Source organism: Nocardioides sp. 503 (assembly GCF_004522095.1).
Taxonomy (GTDB): domain Bacteria; phylum Actinomycetota; class Actinomycetes; order Propionibacteriales; family Nocardioidaceae; genus Nocardioides.
The window spans coordinates 816,058-834,284 of record NZ_SPUI01000003.1; the positions used below are offsets into that span (position 1 = coordinate 816,058).

At 71.6% G+C, this 18,227-nt stretch carries 22 protein-coding genes; 11 read left to right on the top strand and 11 right to left on the bottom strand.

Annotated elements, in window-relative coordinates:
• Window positions 1–6: 6 nt before the first annotated feature.
• Together grpE and dnaK are read right to left on the bottom strand one after the other, a co-directional pair.
• Entirely contained in the window at window positions 7–609 is a 603-nt protein-coding gene (gene grpE / locus E4622_RS11190; protein ID WP_245155986.1) for a nucleotide exchange factor GrpE, read from the bottom strand.
• On the bottom strand, window positions 606–2,480 hold the full coding sequence (gene dnaK / locus E4622_RS11195) for a molecular chaperone DnaK (protein WP_134740260.1): 1,875 nt from the start codon (window positions 2,478–2,480) through the stop codon (window positions 606–608). Before dnaK ends, grpE begins: the two co-directional genes overlap by 4 nt.
• 163 nt (window positions 2,481–2,643) lie before the next feature.
• Between dnaK and E4622_RS11200 the strand changes: the two genes are divergently transcribed.
• Both E4622_RS11200 and E4622_RS11205 read left to right on the top strand, forming a co-directional pair.
• Window positions 2,644–3,255, top strand: a complete 612-nt coding sequence (locus E4622_RS11200) for a GrpB family protein (RefSeq protein ID WP_134740261.1) — start codon at window positions 2,644–2,646, stop codon at window positions 3,253–3,255.
• Window positions 3,256–3,320: 65 nt separating this feature from the next.
• Window positions 3,321–4,067, top strand: a complete 747-nt coding sequence (locus E4622_RS11205; protein WP_167736050.1) for an aminoglycoside phosphotransferase family protein — start codon at window positions 3,321–3,323, stop codon at window positions 4,065–4,067.
• 9 nt (window positions 4,068–4,076) lie between these two features.
• Here the strand turns inward: E4622_RS11205 and E4622_RS11210 are convergent, their stop codons facing one another.
• The 3 genes from E4622_RS11210 to E4622_RS11220 all read right to left on the bottom strand — a co-directional run bounded on the left by E4622_RS11210 (window position 4,077) and on the right by E4622_RS11220 (window position 6,561).
• Window positions 4,077–4,625, bottom strand: coding sequence for a DinB family protein (locus E4622_RS11210; RefSeq protein WP_134740263.1), 549 nt, complete (start codon window positions 4,623–4,625; stop codon window positions 4,077–4,079).
• 29 nt (window positions 4,626–4,654) lie between these two features.
• A complete protein-coding gene (locus E4622_RS11215) occupies window positions 4,655–6,028 on the bottom strand; it encodes an HNH endonuclease signature motif containing protein (protein WP_134740264.1) in 1,374 nt (457 codons plus the stop codon).
• An 86-nt stretch (window positions 6,029–6,114) separates the two neighbouring features.
• On the bottom strand, window positions 6,115–6,561 hold the full coding sequence (locus E4622_RS11220) for an NUDIX domain-containing protein (protein ID WP_134740265.1): 447 nt from the start codon (window positions 6,559–6,561) through the stop codon (window positions 6,115–6,117).
• 47 nt (window positions 6,562–6,608) lie between these two features.
• Between E4622_RS11220 and E4622_RS11225 the strand changes: the two genes are divergently transcribed.
• A complete protein-coding gene (locus E4622_RS11225) occupies window positions 6,609–7,454 on the top strand; it encodes an aldo/keto reductase (RefSeq protein ID WP_134740266.1) in 846 nt (281 codons plus the stop codon).
• Window positions 7,455–7,464: 10 nt separating this feature from the next.
• Here E4622_RS11225 and E4622_RS11230 read toward each other — a convergent pair whose 3' ends face one another.
• Both E4622_RS11230 and E4622_RS11235 read right to left on the bottom strand, forming a co-directional pair.
• Window positions 7,465–8,034 carry a hypothetical protein gene (locus E4622_RS11230; RefSeq protein WP_134740267.1) on the bottom strand — a complete coding sequence of 190 codons (570 nt, stop codon included), beginning with the start codon at window positions 8,032–8,034 and terminating at the stop codon, window positions 7,465–7,467.
• A 13-nt stretch (window positions 8,035–8,047) separates the two neighbouring features.
• Complete coding sequence (locus E4622_RS11235) at window positions 8,048–8,557, bottom strand: MarR family transcriptional regulator (protein WP_134740268.1); 510 nt, start codon at window positions 8,555–8,557, stop codon at window positions 8,048–8,050.
• Between the two features lie 39 nt (window positions 8,558–8,596).
• Here E4622_RS11235 and E4622_RS11240 point away from each other — a divergent pair, with 39 nt between their 5' ends.
• Window positions 8,597–9,460, top strand: a complete 864-nt coding sequence (locus E4622_RS11240) for an EamA family transporter (RefSeq protein ID WP_209021874.1) — start codon at window positions 8,597–8,599, stop codon at window positions 9,458–9,460.
• Here the strand turns inward: E4622_RS11240 and E4622_RS11245 are convergent.
• Entirely contained in the window at window positions 9,453–10,025 is a 573-nt protein-coding gene (locus E4622_RS11245; RefSeq protein ID WP_134740270.1) for a hypothetical protein, read from the bottom strand. The two genes, E4622_RS11240 and E4622_RS11245, sit on opposite strands and share 8 nt — an antisense overlap.
• 85 nt (window positions 10,026–10,110) lie before the next feature.
• Window positions 10,111–10,536 carry a nuclear transport factor 2 family protein gene (locus tag E4622_RS11250; protein WP_134740271.1) on the bottom strand — a complete coding sequence of 142 codons (426 nt, stop codon included), beginning with the start codon at window positions 10,534–10,536 and terminating at the stop codon, window positions 10,111–10,113.
• Between the two features lie 46 nt (window positions 10,537–10,582).
• Between E4622_RS11250 and E4622_RS11255 the strand changes: the two genes are divergently transcribed.
• The 6 genes from E4622_RS11255 to E4622_RS11280 all read left to right on the top strand — a co-directional run bounded on the left by E4622_RS11255 (window position 10,583) and on the right by E4622_RS11280 (window position 16,209).
• Window positions 10,583–11,461, top strand: coding sequence for a TIGR03619 family F420-dependent LLM class oxidoreductase (locus E4622_RS11255; RefSeq protein WP_134740272.1), 879 nt, complete (start codon window positions 10,583–10,585; stop codon window positions 11,459–11,461).
• Window positions 11,458–12,621: a hypothetical protein gene (locus E4622_RS11260; protein ID WP_134740273.1), complete on the top strand. Its 1,164-nt coding sequence runs from the start codon at window positions 11,458–11,460 to the stop codon at window positions 12,619–12,621. Before E4622_RS11255 ends, E4622_RS11260 begins: the two co-directional genes overlap by 4 nt.
• Complete coding sequence (locus E4622_RS11265) at window positions 12,618–13,457, top strand: SDR family oxidoreductase (protein WP_209021875.1); 840 nt, start codon at window positions 12,618–12,620, stop codon at window positions 13,455–13,457. The genes E4622_RS11260 and E4622_RS11265 overlap by 4 nt, the downstream gene beginning before the upstream one ends.
• A gap of 1 nt (window position 13,458) precedes the next feature.
• Entirely contained in the window at window positions 13,459–14,616 is a 1,158-nt protein-coding gene (locus E4622_RS11270) for a sulfotransferase (RefSeq protein WP_134740274.1), read from the top strand.
• The gene (locus E4622_RS11275; protein WP_134740275.1) at window positions 14,613–15,692 is read left to right on the top strand and encodes a dihydrodipicolinate reductase; all 1,080 of its coding nucleotides are present in this window, start codon (window positions 14,613–14,615) and stop codon (window positions 15,690–15,692) included. The genes E4622_RS11270 and E4622_RS11275 overlap by 4 nt, the downstream gene beginning before the upstream one ends.
• A 70-nt stretch (window positions 15,693–15,762) precedes the next feature.
• The gene (locus tag E4622_RS11280) at window positions 15,763–16,209 is read left to right on the top strand and encodes a hypothetical protein (protein WP_134740276.1); all 447 of its coding nucleotides are present in this window, start codon (window positions 15,763–15,765) and stop codon (window positions 16,207–16,209) included.
• Here the strand turns inward: E4622_RS11280 and E4622_RS11285 are convergent.
• On the bottom strand, window positions 16,149–17,132 hold the full coding sequence (locus E4622_RS11285) for an AraC family transcriptional regulator (protein WP_134740277.1): 984 nt from the start codon (window positions 17,130–17,132) through the stop codon (window positions 16,149–16,151). The two genes, E4622_RS11280 and E4622_RS11285, sit on opposite strands and share 61 nt — an antisense overlap.
• Window positions 17,133–17,212: 80 nt before the next feature.
• On the opposite strand from E4622_RS11285, the gene E4622_RS11290 reads away from it, so the two are divergent.
• Window positions 17,213–17,668 (top strand): anthrone oxygenase family protein, encoded by a 456-nt coding sequence (locus tag E4622_RS11290; protein WP_209021876.1) that lies wholly within the window; start codon window positions 17,213–17,215, stop codon window positions 17,666–17,668.
• Here the strand turns inward: E4622_RS11290 and E4622_RS11295 are convergent.
• Complete coding sequence (locus E4622_RS11295) at window positions 17,665–18,138, bottom strand: Rrf2 family transcriptional regulator (protein WP_134740278.1); 474 nt, start codon at window positions 18,136–18,138, stop codon at window positions 17,665–17,667. The genes E4622_RS11290 and E4622_RS11295 overlap by 4 nt on opposite strands.
• Between the last annotated feature and the right edge of the window lie 89 nt (window positions 18,139–18,227).

Here is an 18,227-nt window from a genome sequence, read left to right on the forward strand (position 1 = left end):
CCTTCCCTACTCCTCGGTCTCGGTCGTGCTCGCCGGGTCGACGACGAGCACCTGCGCCGCGCGGACCACGCGGTCGCCGATCTTGTAGCCGGCCTTGGCGATCACCTTGCACGTCGTCACGGTGACGTCGGGGTCCTCGCCGATGTGGGAGAGGGCCTCGTGGACCGTCGGGTCGAACGCGTCGCCCACCGCGCCGAAGCGGGTCAGGCCGAGGCCCGACACGATCCGCTCCAGCTGCTCGGCGACGGCCTTGAAGCCGCCGTCGAGCTCGTCGTGCTCGCGGGCCCGGTCGATGGTGTCGAGCACCTCGGTGATCGGGGCCAGCACGGCGTAGGTGGCGTTCTCCCGCAGCAGGTCGCGGTCGCGCTCGACGCGGCGCTTGTAGTTGAGGAACTCGGCCTGCAGCCGCTGCAGGTCGGCGGTCCGCTCGGCGAGCGCCATCTGCGTCACCACGAGCTCGTCCTGCGCGATGACCTCGCCCTCGGCCGGGGCCGAGGAGGCAGCCTGGGTCGGCTCCTCCTCGACCTCGGTCTCGTTGGCCATCTCCGAGGCGGCGTCGCCGAAGGACTCCACCGGCTCCTCGTCGGGGCTCACGTGGGGGTCGGTCACTTGGACTCGCCCTCGGTGGCCTCGTCCGAGCCGGCAGCCGGCTCCTCGTCCACGATCTCGGCGTCGACGACGTCGTCGTCGCCCTCGCCCGTCGACCCGTCGGACCCACCGGCGGCGGCCTGCTCGGCCTCCGCGGCGGCGTACATGGCCGCGCCCATCTTCTGGCTGGACTCACCGAGCTTGGAGACCCCGGCCGTCAGCGTCTCGGGGGACGCCTCGGCGTCCTCGAGGGACGCCTTCAGCGCGTCGACGTCGGCCTGGACCTCGGTCTTGACGTCCTCGGGGAGCTTCTCGGCGTTGTCGGCGAGGAACTTCTCGGTCGTGTAGACGAGCTGGTCGGCCTGGTTGCGGACCTCGACGGTCTCGCGACGCTTGGCGTCCTCCTCGGCGTACTGCTCGGCCTCCTTGACCATGCGGTCGATCTCGTCCTTCGACAGCGCGGAGCCGCCGGAGATCGTCATCGACTGCTCCTTGCCGGACGCGGTGTCCTTGGCGTGGACCTGCACGATGCCGTTGGCGTCGATGTCGAAGGTGACCTCGATCTTGGGGATGCCGCGCGGGGCCGGCGGGAGCCCGGTGAGCTCGAAGTTGCCGAGGGGCTGGTTCTGCGCCCACATCTGGCGCTCGCCCTGGGCGACCTTGATCTCGACCGACGGCTGGTTGTCGTCGGCGGTCGTGAAGATCTCCGAGCGCTTGGTCGGGATCGTGGTGTTGCGCTCGATGAGCGTCGTCATCACGCCGCCCTTGGTCTCGATGCCCAGCGACAGCGGGGTGACGTCGAGCAGCAGGACGTCCTTGACCTCGCCCTTGAGCACGCCGGCCTGGAGCGCGGCGCCGACGGCGACGACCTCGTCGGGGTTGACGCCCTTGTTGGGCTGCTTGCCGCCGAGGAGCTCGGTGACGAGCTCGGTCACGGCCGGCATGCGGGTGGAGCCGCCGACGAGCACGACGTGGTCGATCTTGTCGATCGCGACGCCACCGTCCTTGAGGACGTTCTGGAACGGCGCCTTGGTGCGGTCGAGCAGGTCGGAGGTGAGCTTCTGGAACTCGCTGCGGGTCAGCCGCTCCTCGAAGTGCAGCGGGCCGGACTCGCCGTGGGTGATGTAGGGCAGGTGGACCGTGGTCTCGCTCGAGGACGACAGCTCGATCTTGGCCTTCTCTGCGGCCTCCTGGAGGCGCTGCTTGGCGATCTTGTCGGCCGCGAGGTCGACGCCGTTGTTGTCCTTGAACTTCTTGACCATCCACTCGACGACGCGGTTGTCCCAGTCGTCGCCACCGAGGTGGTTGTCGCCGGAGGTCGCCTTGACCTCGACGACGCCCTCGCCGATCTCGAGCAGCGACACGTCGAACGTGCCACCACCGAGGTCGAAGACCAGGATCGTCTGATCGTCGCCCTTGTCGAGGCCGTAGGCCAGGGCGGCTGCGGTGGGCTCGTTGACGATGCGGCTGACGTTGAGGCCCGCGATCTCGCCGGCCTCCTTCGTCGCCTGACGCTGCGCGTCGGAGAAGTACGCCGGGACGGTGATGACCGCGTCGGTCACCGTCTCGCCGAGGTAGGCCTCCGCGTCGCGCTTGAGCTTCTGCAGCACGAAGGCGCTGATCTGCTGCGGGGTGAAGTCCTTGTCGTCGATCTTCTGCTTCCAGTCGGTGCCCATGTGGCGCTTGACGGAGCGGATGGTGCGGTCCACGTTGGTGACCGCCTGACGCTTGGCGACCTCGCCGACCAGCACCTCGCCGGACTTCGCGAACGCGACGACCGAGGGAGTGGTGCGGGCACCTTCGGCGTTGGCGATGACGGTGGGCTCGCCACCTTCGAGGACCGCGACGACGCTGTTCGTCGTACCGAGGTCGATGCCGACAGCACGTGCCATGAGTTGTTACCTCCATGATGTGGCCCGGTGGGGCCTGGGTTGAAGACTGTGGGTCTCAGTCTGGCAGGGAACTTGAGTCGACTCAACTCAACTTCCGTCTACGGGTGTCAACGGGCGTCGAGGGGTGCTTGTTCCCGGTGCGGCGAGATGTTTCGCTGGCGGGGTGCCGACCGCCGCGGAGATCGTCCGCCACCACCACGACTCAGCACCCCCGGGCGCCGACCCGTGGGTGCCGCCGCACCGTCAGACGCCGTACGAGATCGAGGTGGCGGACCACGACACCGCCTGGCCGGCGTCGTTCGCCGAGGTGGACGCGCTGGTCCGCGGTGCGCTCGGAGCCCGCGTGCTCGAGCTGCACCACGTCGGCTCGACCTCCGTTCCGGGGCTCCCGGCCAAGCCGGTCATCGACGTCGACCTCGTCGTCGCCGAGCCCGCCGACGAGGCTGCCTACCTGCCGGCGCTGGTGGCGGCGGGCTTCGTGCACACGATCCGCGAGCCGTGGTGGCACGAGCACCGCCTGCTCGTCCTCGCCGCACCCAGGGCCTACCTCCACGTCTTCGGCCCCGACTGTCCCGAGGTCGTGCGGCACCTCATGTTCCGCGACTGGCTGGTCGCCCACCCCGAGGACCGCGACCGCTACGCCGCCGCCAAGCGCGAGGCCGCCGTCGCCACCAACGCGGTCGGCGGGCACGGCATGGACTACAACCGCCACAAGTCAGCGGTCGTGCGCGAGATCTACGAGCGGATGTTCCGCGCGCACGGGCTCATCACGTGAGCGCCGCGTTCCCGACGACCGATGAAGCGGTGGCGGCGTCCGTCGCCGTCGCGAGAGCCGTCGGCTTGCACGTAGGGGATCCCGAGGTCATCGCCGAGGGCTACAGCGTGCGCGTACGTCTGCACCCGCACCCCGTCGTCAGCCGGGTGGTCACGGCGGGACAGGACCTGCGGCCCCGCCCGCGTCCTTGGCTGGAGCGCGAGGTTGCCGTGGGCCGGTTCCTCGCGTCGCGGCACGCCCACGTGGTGGCTCCGTGGATCGACCCCGGTCCCCACACGGTCGACGGGATCGACGTGTCGCTCTGGGAGTGGGTCGAGCACACCCCCTCGACCGTCTCGGGGTCCGACTTCGGAGTGATGCTGGGCGGCCTCCACGCGATCCTGGCCACGTACGAGGCACCCCTGCCGACCCTGGTCGGCCCCCTCACCGACATCGCCACCGCCCTCGAGCGCTTCGATGACCCCGTGCTGCACCGAGCGGCCGCCGAGCTCGTCCCCCTGGCTCTGACCTGGCCCCTCCGCCCGCTCCACGGCGATGCCCACACGGGCAACGTGCTGGTCACACCCGCCGGCCCCCGGTGGACGGACTTCGAGGACGTGTGTGTCGGCCCGGTCGAGTGGGACCTCGCCTCGCTGACACTGGCCGACGACGCGATCAACGCCTACCCCGGCACGCTCGACCAGGGACGACTGGAGGACTGTCGCGACCTGCGTCGCCTGCAGATCCTGTCCGGTCTCCTGGTCGGGGGCTTCACGGAGCCGGCCCTTCGCGACTCGCTCGTAGCGAAGCTGCAGCGACGCTGGCGCGGCTGACGGCTCCCGTCAGGACGTATAGGGGTGCGACCCGCCGGGCGGGTCCTCGCCGACGCGCCCGTCCACGGACTCGCGGATCAGGTCGGCGTGGCCGGTGTGGCGTGCGTACTCCTCGACCATGTCGACCAGCAGCCGCCGCAGGCTGACCTCGGTGCCGCTGGGCATCCGGAAGAGGTGGCCGGGCCCACCCTCGGCCAGCGCCTCGGTGACCGCGTCGCGCGAGCGGGCGAGGGCGCCCTCCCAGAGCTGCCGCAGGTCCTCGGGGTCGTCATCGGTGGCCGACGTCCGCTCCCAGCCCTCCTCGTCGTCCGGGTCGACGTCACGCCACGGCGGCGGCAGCGGCCGTCCGGCGAGCACGTGGGTGAAGTTGAGGTCCTCCATGCGGGCGAGGTGCTTCAGCAGTCCGCCGAGGCTGACCGTCGACGACCCGACCGTCGCGCGCAGCCCGGCGTGGTCGAGGTCGGCGCACTTCCAGGCGAACGTGGCGCGCTGGCGCTCGAGGGATCCGACGAGCGTGTCCGCCTCGGAACCGTTCAACGGGGGCTCGGGGTAGGTCATGACCGCACCGTAGACCGGCGCGCCGACGCTCAGCCGGTGTCGGCGAGGTGAGGGAGGGCTGCGAGGTCGGTGAGGTCACGGGTGCCGATGCGGTCGGTCAGGAAGAGCTGGCCGTGGGGGTCGCGCCACAGGTAGACGCCGGGTCCGGCGGGTCGGTAGGTCCAGCCGGCGTGGGTCTTGAGGCGGTGGTGATGTCGGCACAGGGGCGCGAGGTTGCACTCGCAGGTGGGGCCACCCTCGGCGTGGGCGACGACGTGGTCGAGGTCGCAGACCCGGGCACGGCGGGTGCAGTGAGGGAAGACGCAGGTCCGGTCGCGCAGGCGCACCGTCTCGGCGATGAGGGTGGACGGGGCGTAGGTCGAGGTCCCGTCGTGGCGTCCGCACGGGGTGTCGGGGTGGTCGTTGAGGTCGATCACGGGCCGCACGGTGACGAACCGGTCGGTGCGTGAGCACCACGACCGGAAGGTCTCCTCGAGCCAGGTGCGTCCGGTCTCGTCGACGCCCGTGGGGTCGCACCCGGCCAGGCTCTGGTCGGTGAGGTGGACGTAGGCCACGACCTCCTTGGTGGGCGCGGGCGGCTCCTCGCCGTTGATGAGGGCGAGAGCACGGGCGGGGTCGGCGAGGATCCCGATCGCGACCGATCGCCGCACGTCGAGGGAGTCGGTGGACCCGTCGCGCTTGAGCGCCGCGGCGACCAGGGAGAGGCCGCGGTCGAAGTCCTTGAGGTCGGCCCAGTCGGCGCGCAGGGTCATGTCGGCGACGCCGGTGTGGTTGAGGGACTCCTCGTGCAGGGTCGCGTGGCGGGCGTCGAGGGCCTCGAGCTGGTCGAGCTCGCGCTGCTCGGGGTAGAGCAGGGTCATCGCCCGGTCCAGGACGTGGTCGAGCGTGACCGTGCCGACCTGGTCGGCGACCGGCGCGACCTCCTGGTCGACGTAGGTGGTGACGTCCTGAGGCTTGCCGAGGACGGCCTGCGCGACGCGGCGGGCCCGCCAGACCGGGACCTCGCCGGCCAGGACGCGGCGGTAGATGCGTGGGAGGCGGTGGGTCAGCACCAGGGCGTCGCGCAGGAAGGCACGACCGGCCGCGGTCGACATCGCGTTGGCCGCGGCGAACGCGGCCGGCGCGTCCCACCGGACGGCGGGGACCCCGAACCACTCGTGCTCCTCGACCGGCGCCTCGTCGGACGGGCTGCCGTCGTCGAACGCCGTCGCGCGCGGCGCGTGCCAGGTGTCGTCGCCGGGCGTCTCGGGGTGGGCGTGGGCCCACGCCACGGCCAGGCGGAGCAGCTCGACCTCGGCGTCACTGGCGCGGCCGCGCGCGTCACGCACCCGCGCCAGGAGCTGCGAGGGGGTCGCGTCCTCGACCGGCGTGTCACCGGACCGGTCGGGCTGCGAGATGGACATGGTCCATACTAACCGAACACATGTTCGATCGTCAAGAGGTGACAGCGGACCAGAGGAGAGGTTTCGAGGCCCGCTCCGCTCGCACCTCAACCACCGGGACGGGCGCGCCAGAGGTCGAGGGCGATGTCGACCAGACCGACGCGGGGCAGGTCGGCCACCTCGGCCAGGGGGAACCAGCGCGCCTCGTCGGTGGTGCCGTCGACCTCGCGGGTGAGCTCGCCGCCGACCACGCGCGCCTCGTAGACGACGCGGACCGCCTTCATCGGGCGGGTGGTGTCGAGGTGGCGCCGCTCGGGCGGGATGACGTAGGAGTCGACGCCGAGGAGCCGGACCAGCTCGACGTCGTAGCCGGTCTCCTCGAGGAGCTCGCGCACCGCGCCGTCGGCGGCCTGCTCGTGGAGGTCGACACCGCCGCCGGGCATCGTCCACTGCGGCTGCGCCGCCTCGTTCCAGAGCGCGAGCAGCACCCGGTCCTGGTCGTCCACCACGACGGCGTACGCCGCCAGCCGGGTGTCGTAGTCGATGAACTCCATCGGACCATCATGGAATACCGCGCCGCCGCGACGGGTAACTACTCCCTATGACCGTCCCCACCATCACCCTGAACGACCAGACCACCATCCCCCAGCTGGGCTTCGGCGTCTTCCAGGTGCCGCCCGAGGAGACCGCGGAGACGGTGCAGACCGCGCTGAAGGTCGGCTACCGCCACCTGGACACGGCGCAGATGTACGGCAACGAGGAGGGCGTCGGGCAGGGCATCGCCGCCTCGGGCATCGCCCGCGAGGAGCTCTACGTCACGACGAAGCTCAACAACAACAACCACCGCCCCGACGACGTCCGGCGCAGCTTCGACGAGTCCTTCGAGCGCCTCGGCCTCGAGTACGTCGACCTGTTCCTCATCCACTGGCCGCTGCCGACGCGCTACGACGGCGACTTCGTCTCGACGTGGAAGGCGATGATCGAGCTGAAGGAGGACGGGCGGCTGCGCTCGGTGGGCGTGTCCAACTTCCACGACGAGCACCTCGCCCAGATCATCGACGCGACCGGCGTGCTGCCGGTCGTCAACCAGATCGAGGCCCACCCCTACCTCGCCAACGACGAGGTGCGCGCCGCCTCCCACGAGCGCGGCATCACGGTCGAGGCCTGGTCGCCGATCGCCCAGGGCAAGGTGATGGACGACGACGTCATCCAGGGCATCGCCGAGCGCTACGGCAAGACGCCGTCGCAGGTCACGCTGCGCTGGCACATCGAGCGCGGCGACGTGGTCTTCCCCAAGTCGATGCGCGAGGAGCGCATGCGCGAGAACTTCGAGATCTTCGACTTCCAGCTCTCCCCCGACGAGGTCGAGGCCATCCGCCGTCTCGACCAGGGCGAGGAGGGCCGGATCGGCCCCAACCCCGAGCGCATGGACTGGATCCCCAGCTGACCCAGCAGGCTCAGGCGCGGCCGGTCAGTCGGTCGGCCAGCGCCTGGGCCGAGGCCTCGGTGAGCCCACCGACGACCTGCAGTCGCCCGTCGGTGAGCTGCTCCTGGACCGTCGGCGCCGCGACCACCTGACCGTCGAGCACGACGGCGACCTGACGTCCGGGCGGGCCGTCGGTCAGGTCGGCCAGCGCGGCCGACGCCTCGGCGTCCAGCACCACCTCGACCGAGGGGCCGGCGCCGGCGTCGGGGCTCGCGACGGCCGACTCGACGCCGCCGACGACCCCGGCCGGCTCGAGGCTGTACTTCGTGCCGGCCGCGTCGCACGCCGCCGTCGGCTCCTGCGGGGACGCGACCTTCGGCGGCGCCGCGCAGTCGAGCTCGCGGAACTGCTGCAGCACCAAGGAGTCCGGGGCCGCCTCGCGGCTGGTCGCGACGACCATCCTCAGCTCGGCGGCGACCTCGGACGGCGTCGGCTCGCGCTCCGGATCCGGTGCGGGCGAGGCCTCCTCGTCGCCACACCCGGCGAGCCCCGCGACCAGGACCCCGGCCACGAGCACGGCGGACAGGCGGCGGGCGCTCATGCCGGCGATCGTCTCACGCGTCGAGCGCGCGACCCCACGCCTCCAGCAGCCGCGCGAGCTCGCGGCGGTCCGGCTCGTCGAGTAGGCCGACCAGGCGACGTTCGTTGGCCATGTGGCGCTCGAAGGTCTCGTCGACGAGCTCCCGGCCCCGGTCGGTCAGGCGCACCCGCCGGCCGCGGCCGTCGTCCTCACGGGTCTGGCGCAGCACCAGTCCGGCCCCCTGCAGCCGGTCGAGGCGCTTGGTCACCGCACCGGAGGTGACCATCGTGGTCCGGGCGATCTGCCCCGGCGTCAGCTCGTACGGCGCACCGGCGCGGCGCAGCGCGGCCAGGACGTCGAAGTCGCCGTCGGAGAGGCCCGCGGCGGCGAAGACCGGGCGGAGCTCCTCGTCGAGGCGGACCGCGAGCCGGTGCAGCCGCCCGATGACCCCCTGCGGGGACACGTCGACCTCGGGTCGCTCGACGGCCCACTGGGCCATGATCCGCCCGACGTGGTCGGGCTCCTCCCGTGGTTCGGACGCCATGCCTGGAATATATCTTACCGGGAAGATATTATGTCTTCCATGGAAACTACTTCCTGGCGCACCGTCCTCGTCGTCAGCGTCGCGCCTCTCGCCTGGGGGACGACCTACCTGGTCACCGAGCGGCTGCTGCCGCCGGACCGGCCCCTGTTCGCCGCGGCCGTGCGGGCGCTGCCGGCCGGGCTGCTGCTGCTCGGGGTGCGCCGCCGGCTCCCCCACGGCGAGTGGTGGTGGAAGGCGGTGCTGCTGGGCCTGTGCAACATCGGCCTGTTCTTCCCGCTGCTCTTCCTCGCCGCCTACGAGCTGCCCGGCGGGCTGGCCTCGACGCTGCAGGCGACGTCGCCGCTGGCCGTGATGGCGTTGGCCTGGGTGCTGCTCCGGGAGCGGCCCGGCCGCCGCCGCGTGCTGGCCGCGCTGGTCGGGCTCGTCGGCGTGGCGCTGCTGGTACTCCGCTCCCCCGGCTCGGTGTCGACGCTGGGGCTGGTCGGGGCCTTCGGCTCGGTGGCGGTCTCGGCGCTGGGGTTCGTGATGGTCAAGCGCTGGCCCGCCCCCGTCGACCTGCTCACCCTCGTCTCGTGGCAGCTGGTCGTCGGCGGCCTGGCCCTGGTGCCCGTCGCCCTGCTCGTCGAGGGCGCCCCGCCCCCGGTCGACCTCTCCGCCGCGGGCGGCTTCCTCTGGCTCGGCGGCGTCGGCACCGTCCTGGCCTACGTGTGCTGGTTCCACGGGCTCGCGCGGATGCCGGCCGGAGCCGTGTCGCTCGTCGGCCTGCTCAACCCCGTCGTCGGCACGGCGCTCGGCGTGGCGGTCGCCGGCGAGCTCTTCGGCTGGCCGCAGGCCCTCGGCATGGCCCTGGTCCTCGGCGGCGTCGTGGCCGGGCAGCAGCGCCCTCGGGCACCGCTCAGCTGATGGTCACGCGGATCTCGTTGGACGCCTCGCCGCTGTCGGTGTCGACCACGCGGAAGCGGTTCTTGCCCTGCTGGCTGGTCTGGATGTAGGTCGTGAACGTCTCGTTGCTCACCGAGGCCGTCACCGGGAAGATCCCCCACGCGCCACCCTCCCACTGCTGCACCTGCAGGATCGCGCCCTCGCCGCCGGGGTAGGTGCCCCGGAGGTAGATGCGGTCCATGGAGCCGACCTCGGAGGAGTCGGACGTCAGCGAGATCTTGTCCTCGGGCTCCTGGGAGGCGGTCGAGGACGGCCCCCCCGAGGTGTCGCCCGGGTCGGGGGCCAGCGTGATCTTGGGCCCGGTGTCCTTCTCGGTGGGCGAGGGGGTGGGCAGGTACATCGTCTCGCCGCTGCCGGGGGTGCCGCCGTCGCTGGCGGTGTCGCCGCCACTCAGGTTGAGCACCCGCGCGGCGAACAGAGCGCCACCGCCGAGCACCAGACCGATGGCCAGCGCCACGCCCACGAGCGCGAGGACTCCCGAGACAACGGGGTGCCCCTCACGGTCGGGGCGGTCTTCGTCGGCCACGGCGGTCTCCCTGGATGGTGGTGCGCTGGCCCCATTGTCGGGGACGCGACCAAGGGGACCAAACGCGCAGGTCGGCCGCTCGGTCTCAGAGGCCGCGCTTCCAGACGACCTGCTCGTGCAGCCGCTCGCTGCGCCAGCCGTCCGCCGTGCGCACGAGCGTGTGGTGGTAGATGCCGCCGAACTCCACGATCTTCTCCCCGCCGGCCCCGTCGTCCATCGGCATCGGGTTGTGGAAGTACGCCGAGCACGTGGCGGCGTCGCCGTCGACCTGGATGTCCAGCTGGCCCAGCGTGTGCATCCGCTTGGGGAAGAACGCCGGCAGCATCTCGGCCAGCCACGGCTTGACCTCGGCGTACGCCGCCGCGATCCCGCCGGACTCGGTGTAGTCGATCTGCGCGCCGGGGGCGAACACCTTGTCGAGCAGGTCCCACTCGCCGGTGTCGATCGCGCGGGTGTAGCGCACGAGCACGTCGTTGATCTCGGCCCGGTCGCTCAGCATCTGGAGGTCCACGGTCGAACTCTGGCACAAAACTGGAACACGTTCTACTCTGTCGCCCATGCGATTCACCTACGCGGAGGCCATGACCCAGGCGACGTTCTACGCGCCGCTGGCCCAGGCCGCGGAGGCGGCCGGCTACACCAGCATGACCGTGGCCGACAGCCTGATCTACCCCAAGGAGTCGGACTCCAAGTACCCCTATACCGACACCGGCGACCGCGCCTTCCTCGACGGCAAGGAGTTCATCGAGACGATGGTGCTCTGCGCGCACCTCTTCGCGGTGACCACGACGCTGCGGCTGACGCCGTTCGTCCTCAAGCTGCCGGTGCGTCCGCCGGTCCTCGTCGCCAAGCAGGCCTCGTCGCTGGCCTTCCTCTCCGACAACCGGCTCGGCCTGGGCGTCGGCATCTCGCCGTGGCCCGAGGACTTCGCCAACCTCGGCGTCGACTGGGCCAAGCGCGGCAAGCGCATGGACGAGTGCATGGACATCCTGCGCGGCCTGACGACCGGCGAGTTCTTCGGCTACGACGGCGAGTTCTACCAGGTCGACGAGCTCAAGCAGTGCCCCGGCGCGAGCGAGAAGATCCCGCTGCTCGTCGGCGGCCACGTCGACAACGCGCTGCGCCGCGCGGTCCTCAAGGGCGACGGCTGGATGCACGCCGGCGGCGACGGCGAGGAGCTCGACCGGCTGCTGACCCTCCTCGCGGAGATCCGCCGCGAGGAGGGCGACACCCGCGACGACTTCGAGGTGCACGTCATCTCCTACGACGCCTACGACCTCGACGGCATCAAGCGCCTGGAGGACAAGGGCGTCACCGACTGCATCGTCGGCTTCCGCGTGCCCTACATCATGGGTCCGGACACCGAGCCGCTGCAGGACAAGATCGACCACCTGAACAAGTACGCCGAGAACATCATCCACCGGGCCGCCGGATGAGCGAGTCCCTCGACCTGACGGCGCCGCTGCGCGACGCGATCGCCGAGGCGGAGGAGCTCGTCGCCAACGCGCCGTTCATCCGCACCGAGCAGGACCGGCTCGAGGGCTACGACTACCTGTCGGGCCGGATCCGGATGGCCATGCAGATGGCGTTCGACTACGACCTCGAGCGGCCGCTCTTCGTCAACCCGACGCACCAGTTCTCGCGCCAGGGGCTGGACAACCCCGACGCCGTCTACTTCAACGCCTTCCTCCGCGAGGGGGTCGAGTACGTCGTGCGCGGGCGGCGCGGCACCAGCGCCGACCTGTCCTTCCAGGTCATGGGCGGCGCCTACACCGCCGACTCCGCGGCGACGTCGCTGCTGGCCTTCGACGACCGCGAGCTCGACCTCGCCGACGACGGCACGTTCGAGTTCACCTACGTCGCCGAGCCCGGCGCCAAGACCATGATCGTGCGTGAGGTCTTCAACGACTGGGACACCGAGGAGCGCGGCCTGCTCACGATCGAGCGGCCCGACACCCTCGGGCAGCCCTCCCGCCCGCTCACCCAGGACCTGCTCCGCAAGAAGTACGAGGTCGCGGCGCGCAGCCTGGTCGGCAGCATCCAGACGTGGTTCGCCTTCCCCCAGTTCTTCCAGTACAAGGAGCCGGTCAACACCCTCACGGCTCCGCAGTCGACCCCCGGCGGGCTCGCCTCGCAGCGCTCCTCGATCGGCCACTACGAGCTGGCCGAGGACGAGGCCCTGGTGGTGAGCGTCCCGGAGTGCACCGACTGCAGCTACCAGGGCATCCAGGTCGGGTCCGACTGGTACGCCTCCACCGACTACGAGACCCACCAGACCTCGCTCACCAAGGCCCAGGCGGTCACGGACCCCGACGGCGTCATGCGCTTCGTCGTCTCCGAGCGCTCCCCCGCCGGCGAGGGCCGCGCCATCGCCAACTGGCTCGAGACCACCGGCCACCGGACCGGCTCGATGATGCTGCGCTGGCAGCGCCTCGAGCGCGACCTCACCCAGGACGCCGACGGACCGACGGTCGAGCGCGTCAAGCTCGCCGACGTACCCGACCTGCTCCCGCACTTCACCCCCCTCACCACCGAGGAGTACGCCGAGCGCATCGCCGCGCGACAGCGCTCCGTAGCCCGAAGGATGATCAGTTGAGCGAGCTTGGACTGGCCGAGGCCCACGACACCTCGATCGAGGAGCGCTACGCCCCCGTGCCGCTGCTGCAGGGCAAGGTCATCGTGATCTCCGGGATCGGGCCCGGGCTGGGGCGGTCGCTGGCCGAGGAGGCCGCCAAGATGGGCGCGGACCTCGTGATCGCCAGCCGCACCGAGTCCCGGCTGCTCGCCCTGCAGGCCGAGCTCGAGGGCCACGGCGGCAAGGTCGTCAGCGTGGTGACCGACGTGACCGACGAGGACTCGCGGGTCAACCTGCGCGACCGGACGCTCGAGGCGTTCGGGCGCGTCGACTGCGTCATCAACAACGCGTTCACGATCCCGCCGATGGACCCGATCACCCAGATCTCGCCGCGCAAGCTCGCCAAGGTCAACGAGACCAACGTGTTCGCCCCGCTGCGGCTCTCGGCGCTGTTCGCCGACGCGCTCGCCGAGAGCAGGGGCTCGCTGATCATGCTCAACTCCTGCGTCTCGTTCAGCTCGCAGCCGGAGTACGCCGGCTACAAGCTCTCCAAGGGCGCGCTCGAGCACCTCGCCTCGTCGCTCGCGACCGAGCTCGGCCCGCGCGGCATCCGCGTCAACAGCGTCGCGCCGTCCTACATCTACGAGGACGTCAACCGCGGCTACTTCGACTTCCTGGCGGCCGTCGAGGAGAAGACCCACGAGGAGGTCTACGCCGAGAAGGCCGCCCCGACCGACCTCAAGCGGCTGGCGTCGTCGGAGGAGGTCGCCCGCGCGACGCTCTTCCTCGCCAGCGACCTGGCCTCCGCGGTCACGGGCCAGATGCTCACCGTCGACTGCGGAGAGTTCCACAGCTGACATGAGCGACAACATCATGGTGCGCGAGCGTCCCGACGTCGGCTCCTACGACGACATCGTCGCGGCCGCCGTGCGCACGACCGGGCTGTCCGACTTCGGCGGCACGGCTCACGAGGAGGGGCTGCGGGTCCTCACCGAGGACCTGTCCTCACCCGAGGCCGGGCTGACGCCGCGCGGCAACTACTTCCAGCGCTCGGAGGTGAAGTCGGCGCTGGTCGGGGTGCTGCTCACGCAGGCCCAGCTGGCGGCGCACCCGGAGCACCGCGACGTGCCCATCGAGCGGCCGATCTTCCTGATGGGCCTGCCCCGCACCGGCACCACCGCGCTGCACCGCTACCTTCACGCGGACCCGACCGCGCAGGGGCTCGAGATGTGGCTGACGCAGTATCCCCAGCCCCGGCCGCCGCGTGACACCTGGGAGTCCGACCCGATCTTCACCGCCATGCAGCAGGCGTTCTCCGCCCACCACGTCGAGTCGCCGGAGTTCATGGGGATCCACTACATGGACGCGACCACCGTCGAGGAGTGCTGGCGGCTGCTGCGCCAGACCGGCAAGTCCAACTCCTACGAGTCGCTGGCCCACGTGCCGCGCTACACCGAGTGGCTGGCCGGCCAGGACTGGACCGACGCCTACGCGCGCCACAAGGAGAACCTCCAGCTCGTCGGGCTCAACGACACCGACAAGCGCTGGGTGCTCAAGAACCCCTCGCACATGACCGCCCTCGACGCACTGATGACGGTCTACCCGGACGCGCTCGTCGTCTACACGCACCGCGACCCGGTCGTCTGCATCGCCTCCTCCTGCTCGCTGTCGGCCGAGACCACGCTCGGCCACTCCACGACATACGTCGGCGACGTGGTCGGCCGCACCCAGCTGGACCTGTGGTCGCGGGCCTACCACGCCTTCCACGACGCGCGGCCGGCCTACGACCAGGCGCAGTTCGCCGACGTCGCCTTCTCCGACCTCGTCTCCGACCCGCTCGGCACGGTGCGCGGCGTCTACGAGCAGTTCGGGCTGGACTGGACGCCCGAGGCGGAGCGGGCCGTGACCGAGATCGACCGGGAGTCGAGGTCGGGCTCCGCCAAGCCGTCCCACTCCTACGACCTGGCCGACTACGGCCTCACCGAGACCGACGTACGAGGAGCCTTCGACCGATGAGGCACGAGAAGAAGCGCGTCGTGGTCTGGGGCACCGGCGTCGTCGGCTCGATGGTGATCGCCGAGATCGTGCGGAGCCCCGTCTTCGAGCTGGTGGGCGTCGGCGTCAGCAACCCCGCCAAGGTCGGCCGCGACGTCGGGGAGATCTGCGGGCTCGAGCCCGTCGGCGTCGTCGCGACCGACTCCGTCGAGGAGCTCGTCGCGCTGCGGCCCGACGCGCTCGTGCACTACGGGCCGACCGCGCAGTACGCCGACGACAACATCCGGGTGATGGGCGCGTTCCTCCGCGCCGGCATCGACGTGTGCTCCACCGCGATGACGCCGTGGGTGTGGCCGGGCATGACCCAGACGCCGGCGGCCTGGGTCGACCCGATCACGGCCGCCTGCGTGGAGGGCGGCGCCTCGATCTTCACCACCGGCATCGACCCCGGCTTCGCCAACGACCTGTTCCCGCTGACCCTCATGGGGCTGTGCGGCGAGGTGCAGTCGGTGCGCGCCTCCGAGCTGCTCGACTACACCGACTACGAGGGCGACTACGAGGACGAGATGGGCATCGGCCGGCCGCCGGAGTTCACCCCCCTGCTGGAGATCCCCGAGCTGCTGATCATGGCGTGGGGCGCGACGGTGCCGATGATCGCGCACGCCGCGGGCATCGAGCTCGACGACATCACCACGACCTGGGAGAAGTGGGCGACGCCCACCGACCGTCCCACCGCCAAGGGCGTGATCGCGGCCGGCAACGTCGCCGCGATCCGCTTCACGATCAACGGCGTCCTCGCCGGGCGCGAGGTCATCTCGCTCGAGCACGTCAACCGGATCGGGCTCGACGCCGCCCCCGAGTGGCCGGCCGGCTCGCAGGACGACGTCTACCGCGTCGACATCACCGGATCACCCTCGATCAGCCAGGAGACGTCCTTCCGGTTCACCGACGGGTCGGGCCGCTCGCCCGCGGTCGCCGGCTGCCTGGCCACCGGGCTGCGCGCCCTGAACGCCGTACCGGCCGTCAACGACCTGCCGGCCGGCTGGGTCACCGCGCTGGACCTGCCACTGGTGCCCGGGGTCGGCACGATCCGGTGATCCACGCTCCCCTCCACAGGCGGGAGGGGCCCGGGTTTCACGGGGGTGCCGCGGCGAGCAGCCTCCGGGCATGTCGAACCCCGTCACCGACCTCGAGATCGCGCTGCCGCCCACCTGGCGCCGACGCCGGGACCCGGACCACGGCGTGCTGGTCGCCGCGCGCGCCGCGGCGCTGCCCGCGAGCGGCGTACGCCCCGAGCTGACCCTGACCTGCGTGAGCGTCGAGCAGCCGCTGGAGGAGTGGCGGGCGGAGGCGATGCGCGAGCTGGCGGCGCGGCTCGACGACTTCGACCTGGAGGACGAGGACGTCTACGACCTCTTCGGGCACGACGTCGCCTACCGGCGCTTCGCCTACCGTCTCGGCGCCGCCGACCTGCTCTGCGACCAGTGGGCCTGGCGCACCGGCTCGGTCGGCGTGACGCTGACCTGCTCGGTGGCGCGCGAGGACTACTGGGACTACTGCGACGTGTTCGAGGCGATCGCCGAGACCGTGGACGTCTCCCCGCTCGCGGCCTGAGCGCGGTGCTCGCGCGGGCTGACGCCGCGCTCCCGCTTGAACGCCGTGCTCAGCGCGAACGGCGTCGCGTAGCCGACCTCCCTCGCCACCGAGCCCACCGTGGCGTCGGGCTGGAGCAGCAGGTCGGCGGCCAGCGTGAGCCGCCAGTCGGTCAGGAACGCCATCGGCGGCTCGCCGACCAGCTCGGTGAACCTGCGCGCGAACGCCGCCCGCGAGGCGCCCACCCGCTCGGCCAGGCCGCCGACGGTCCACGGGTGCTCGGGGTGGTGCTGCAGCAGCCGCAGGGCCGGGCCCACGACCGGGTCGGCGTGACCGGCGTACCAGCGCGGCGGGTCGGCCTCGGGGCGGGCGAACCACGCCCGCACCACGCTGATCACGAGCAGGTCGAGGAGCCGGTCGAGCACCGCCTCCTGACCGGGCCGGTCGTGGCCCATCTCCTCGCCCAGCAGCGCGACCAGCGGCAGCCCGAGCTCGGACTCCGGCAGCACCAGCACCGGCGGGAGGGCGCGCAGCAGCCGGCGGCTGACCGCCGACTCGACCAGGTGGGCGCCGGTGAGCAGCACGGTGCTGCCGGCGGGGCTGTTGCCCCAGCTGCGCAGGCCCTGGTGCATCTCCTCGGCCAGCATCCGCCCGTCGGGGGCCCGACAGACCTGGCCCGGCAGGATGACCGCCTGCGGTGGGGTGTCGAGGTCATCGGCGATGGTGGCGTGACCGGGGCCGCGCAGCAGGGCGATGTCGCCGGGTCCGAGCAGCGTGGCCGGGCCTCCGTCCGGCGCCAGCCACATCCGGCCCCGCACGACGGCCGTGACCGAGAGCGGCGCCTCGTCCTCGAGGCGCACCGCCCACGGCGGCTCCATCAGGCAGCGCAGCAGGAAGGCGTTGCGCGCCCGCGGCCCGTCCAGCAGGCCGGTGAGGACGTCCATGACGCCACCGTAGACGCTCAGGTATGGATCGGGCGCTCTCGGCGATGGACCGTCTGCGGCGCGGGCGCTGGGATGGAGCCATGATCGACGTCCTCGAGCCGCTGCGCGGCCCCCTCCTGCTCGGCGCCACCCTCACGGCCGGCCTCCAGGCCGGCACTTACTACACCTGGGCGTCCGGCGTGATGCCGGGACTGGCCCGGGTCGACGACCAGACCTTCGTCCACGCGGTGCAGGAGATGAACGTCGCCATCGTCAACCCGGTCTTCATGGCGAGCTTCCTCGGCGCCCCGGTGCTCGCGGTCGCGGCCGCGCTGGCCGTCGACGCGCCGGTGCGGCCCTGGGCGCTGGCCGCCGCCGGCCTGGCACTGGCGACCTTCGTCATCACGGTGGCCGGCAACGTGCCGCTCAACGACGCCCTGGCCGAGACCGGCGTGCGCGCGGACTTCGAGACGGCGTGGGTGCGGCTCAACGCGCTGCGGGCGGTCACCTCCACCGCGTCGCTCGCCTGCCTGGCCTGGGCGGCCTGGAGGTCCTAGCCCGCCAGCCAGTCGCGCAGCGCGGGGAACGTCCCGGCCCCCACGTCGGCGGTGACGCTCTCGGCCAGGTCGGCGACGGTCACGTCCTTCAGCGAGGCGCGCCAGGCCTGCTCGGCCGCATGCATCACGCGGGCCACCCCGCAGGGTCGGGTGCAGGCCTCGGGTCCGGCGGGCAGCGGGCCGTTCTGCCGGATCTCGGTGCAGCGGAACGCCGGCTCGCTTCCGTCGACCGCCAGCACGATGTCCAGCACCGTGACCCGATCGGCCGGCCGCGTGAGCACGTAGCCGCCCACCCGCCCCTCGGTGGAGCTGACCAGCCCGGCGCGCGACAGGGCCTGCAGGTGCTTGGCGAGGTAGGTCCGCGAGATGCCGTGGAACTCCGCCAGCCGCGGCGCCGGCACCGGTCCGTCGGCCTGGCTGAGCACCACGCAGCAGTGGATCGCCCACTCCACGCCGGCCGACATCTTCATGCCTCCCACCCTACGCGAATACGTGGATGACAACTGTCCGCGTTCGTGATCTAATCGCGGATACAACTTATCCGCGTTAATGAACCCCA

Bases quoted from the DNA above. Each gene is read 5' to 3' on its own strand.
- dnaK (WP_134740260.1), bottom strand. From the start codon at position 2,480: ATGGCACGTGCTGTCGGCATCGACCTCGGTACGACGAACAGCGTCGTC.
- E4622_RS11210 (WP_134740263.1), bottom strand. From the start codon at position 4,625: ATGACCTACCCCGAGCCCCCGTTGAACGGTTCCGAGGCGGACACGCTC.
- E4622_RS11215 (WP_134740264.1), bottom strand. From the start codon at position 6,028: ATGTCCATCTCGCAGCCCGACCGGTCCGGTGACACGCCGGTCGAGGAC.
- E4622_RS11220 (WP_134740265.1), bottom strand. From the start codon at position 6,561: ATGGAGTTCATCGACTACGACACCCGGCTGGCGGCGTACGCCGTCGTG.
- E4622_RS11225 (WP_134740266.1), top strand. From the start codon at position 6,609: ATGACCGTCCCCACCATCACCCTGAACGACCAGACCACCATCCCCCAG.
- E4622_RS11230 (WP_134740267.1), bottom strand. From the start codon at position 8,034: ATGAGCGCCCGCCGCCTGTCCGCCGTGCTCGTGGCCGGGGTCCTGGTC.
- E4622_RS11235 (WP_134740268.1), bottom strand. From the start codon at position 8,557: ATGGCGTCCGAACCACGGGAGGAGCCCGACCACGTCGGGCGGATCATG.
- E4622_RS11240 (WP_209021874.1), top strand. From the start codon at position 8,597: ATGGAAACTACTTCCTGGCGCACCGTCCTCGTCGTCAGCGTCGCGCCT.
- E4622_RS11255 (WP_134740272.1), top strand. From the start codon at position 10,583: ATGCGATTCACCTACGCGGAGGCCATGACCCAGGCGACGTTCTACGCG.
- E4622_RS11260 (WP_134740273.1), top strand. From the start codon at position 11,458: ATGAGCGAGTCCCTCGACCTGACGGCGCCGCTGCGCGACGCGATCGCC.
- E4622_RS11270 (WP_134740274.1), top strand. From the start codon at position 13,459: ATGAGCGACAACATCATGGTGCGCGAGCGTCCCGACGTCGGCTCCTAC.
- E4622_RS11275 (WP_134740275.1), top strand. From the start codon at position 14,613: ATGAGGCACGAGAAGAAGCGCGTCGTGGTCTGGGGCACCGGCGTCGTC.
- E4622_RS11280 (WP_134740276.1), top strand. From the start codon at position 15,763: ATGTCGAACCCCGTCACCGACCTCGAGATCGCGCTGCCGCCCACCTGG.
- E4622_RS11285 (WP_134740277.1), bottom strand. From the start codon at position 17,132: ATGGACGTCCTCACCGGCCTGCTGGACGGGCCGCGGGCGCGCAACGCC.
- E4622_RS11290 (WP_209021876.1), top strand. From the start codon at position 17,213: ATGATCGACGTCCTCGAGCCGCTGCGCGGCCCCCTCCTGCTCGGCGCC.
- E4622_RS11295 (WP_134740278.1), bottom strand. From the start codon at position 18,138: ATGAAGATGTCGGCCGGCGTGGAGTGGGCGATCCACTGCTGCGTGGTG.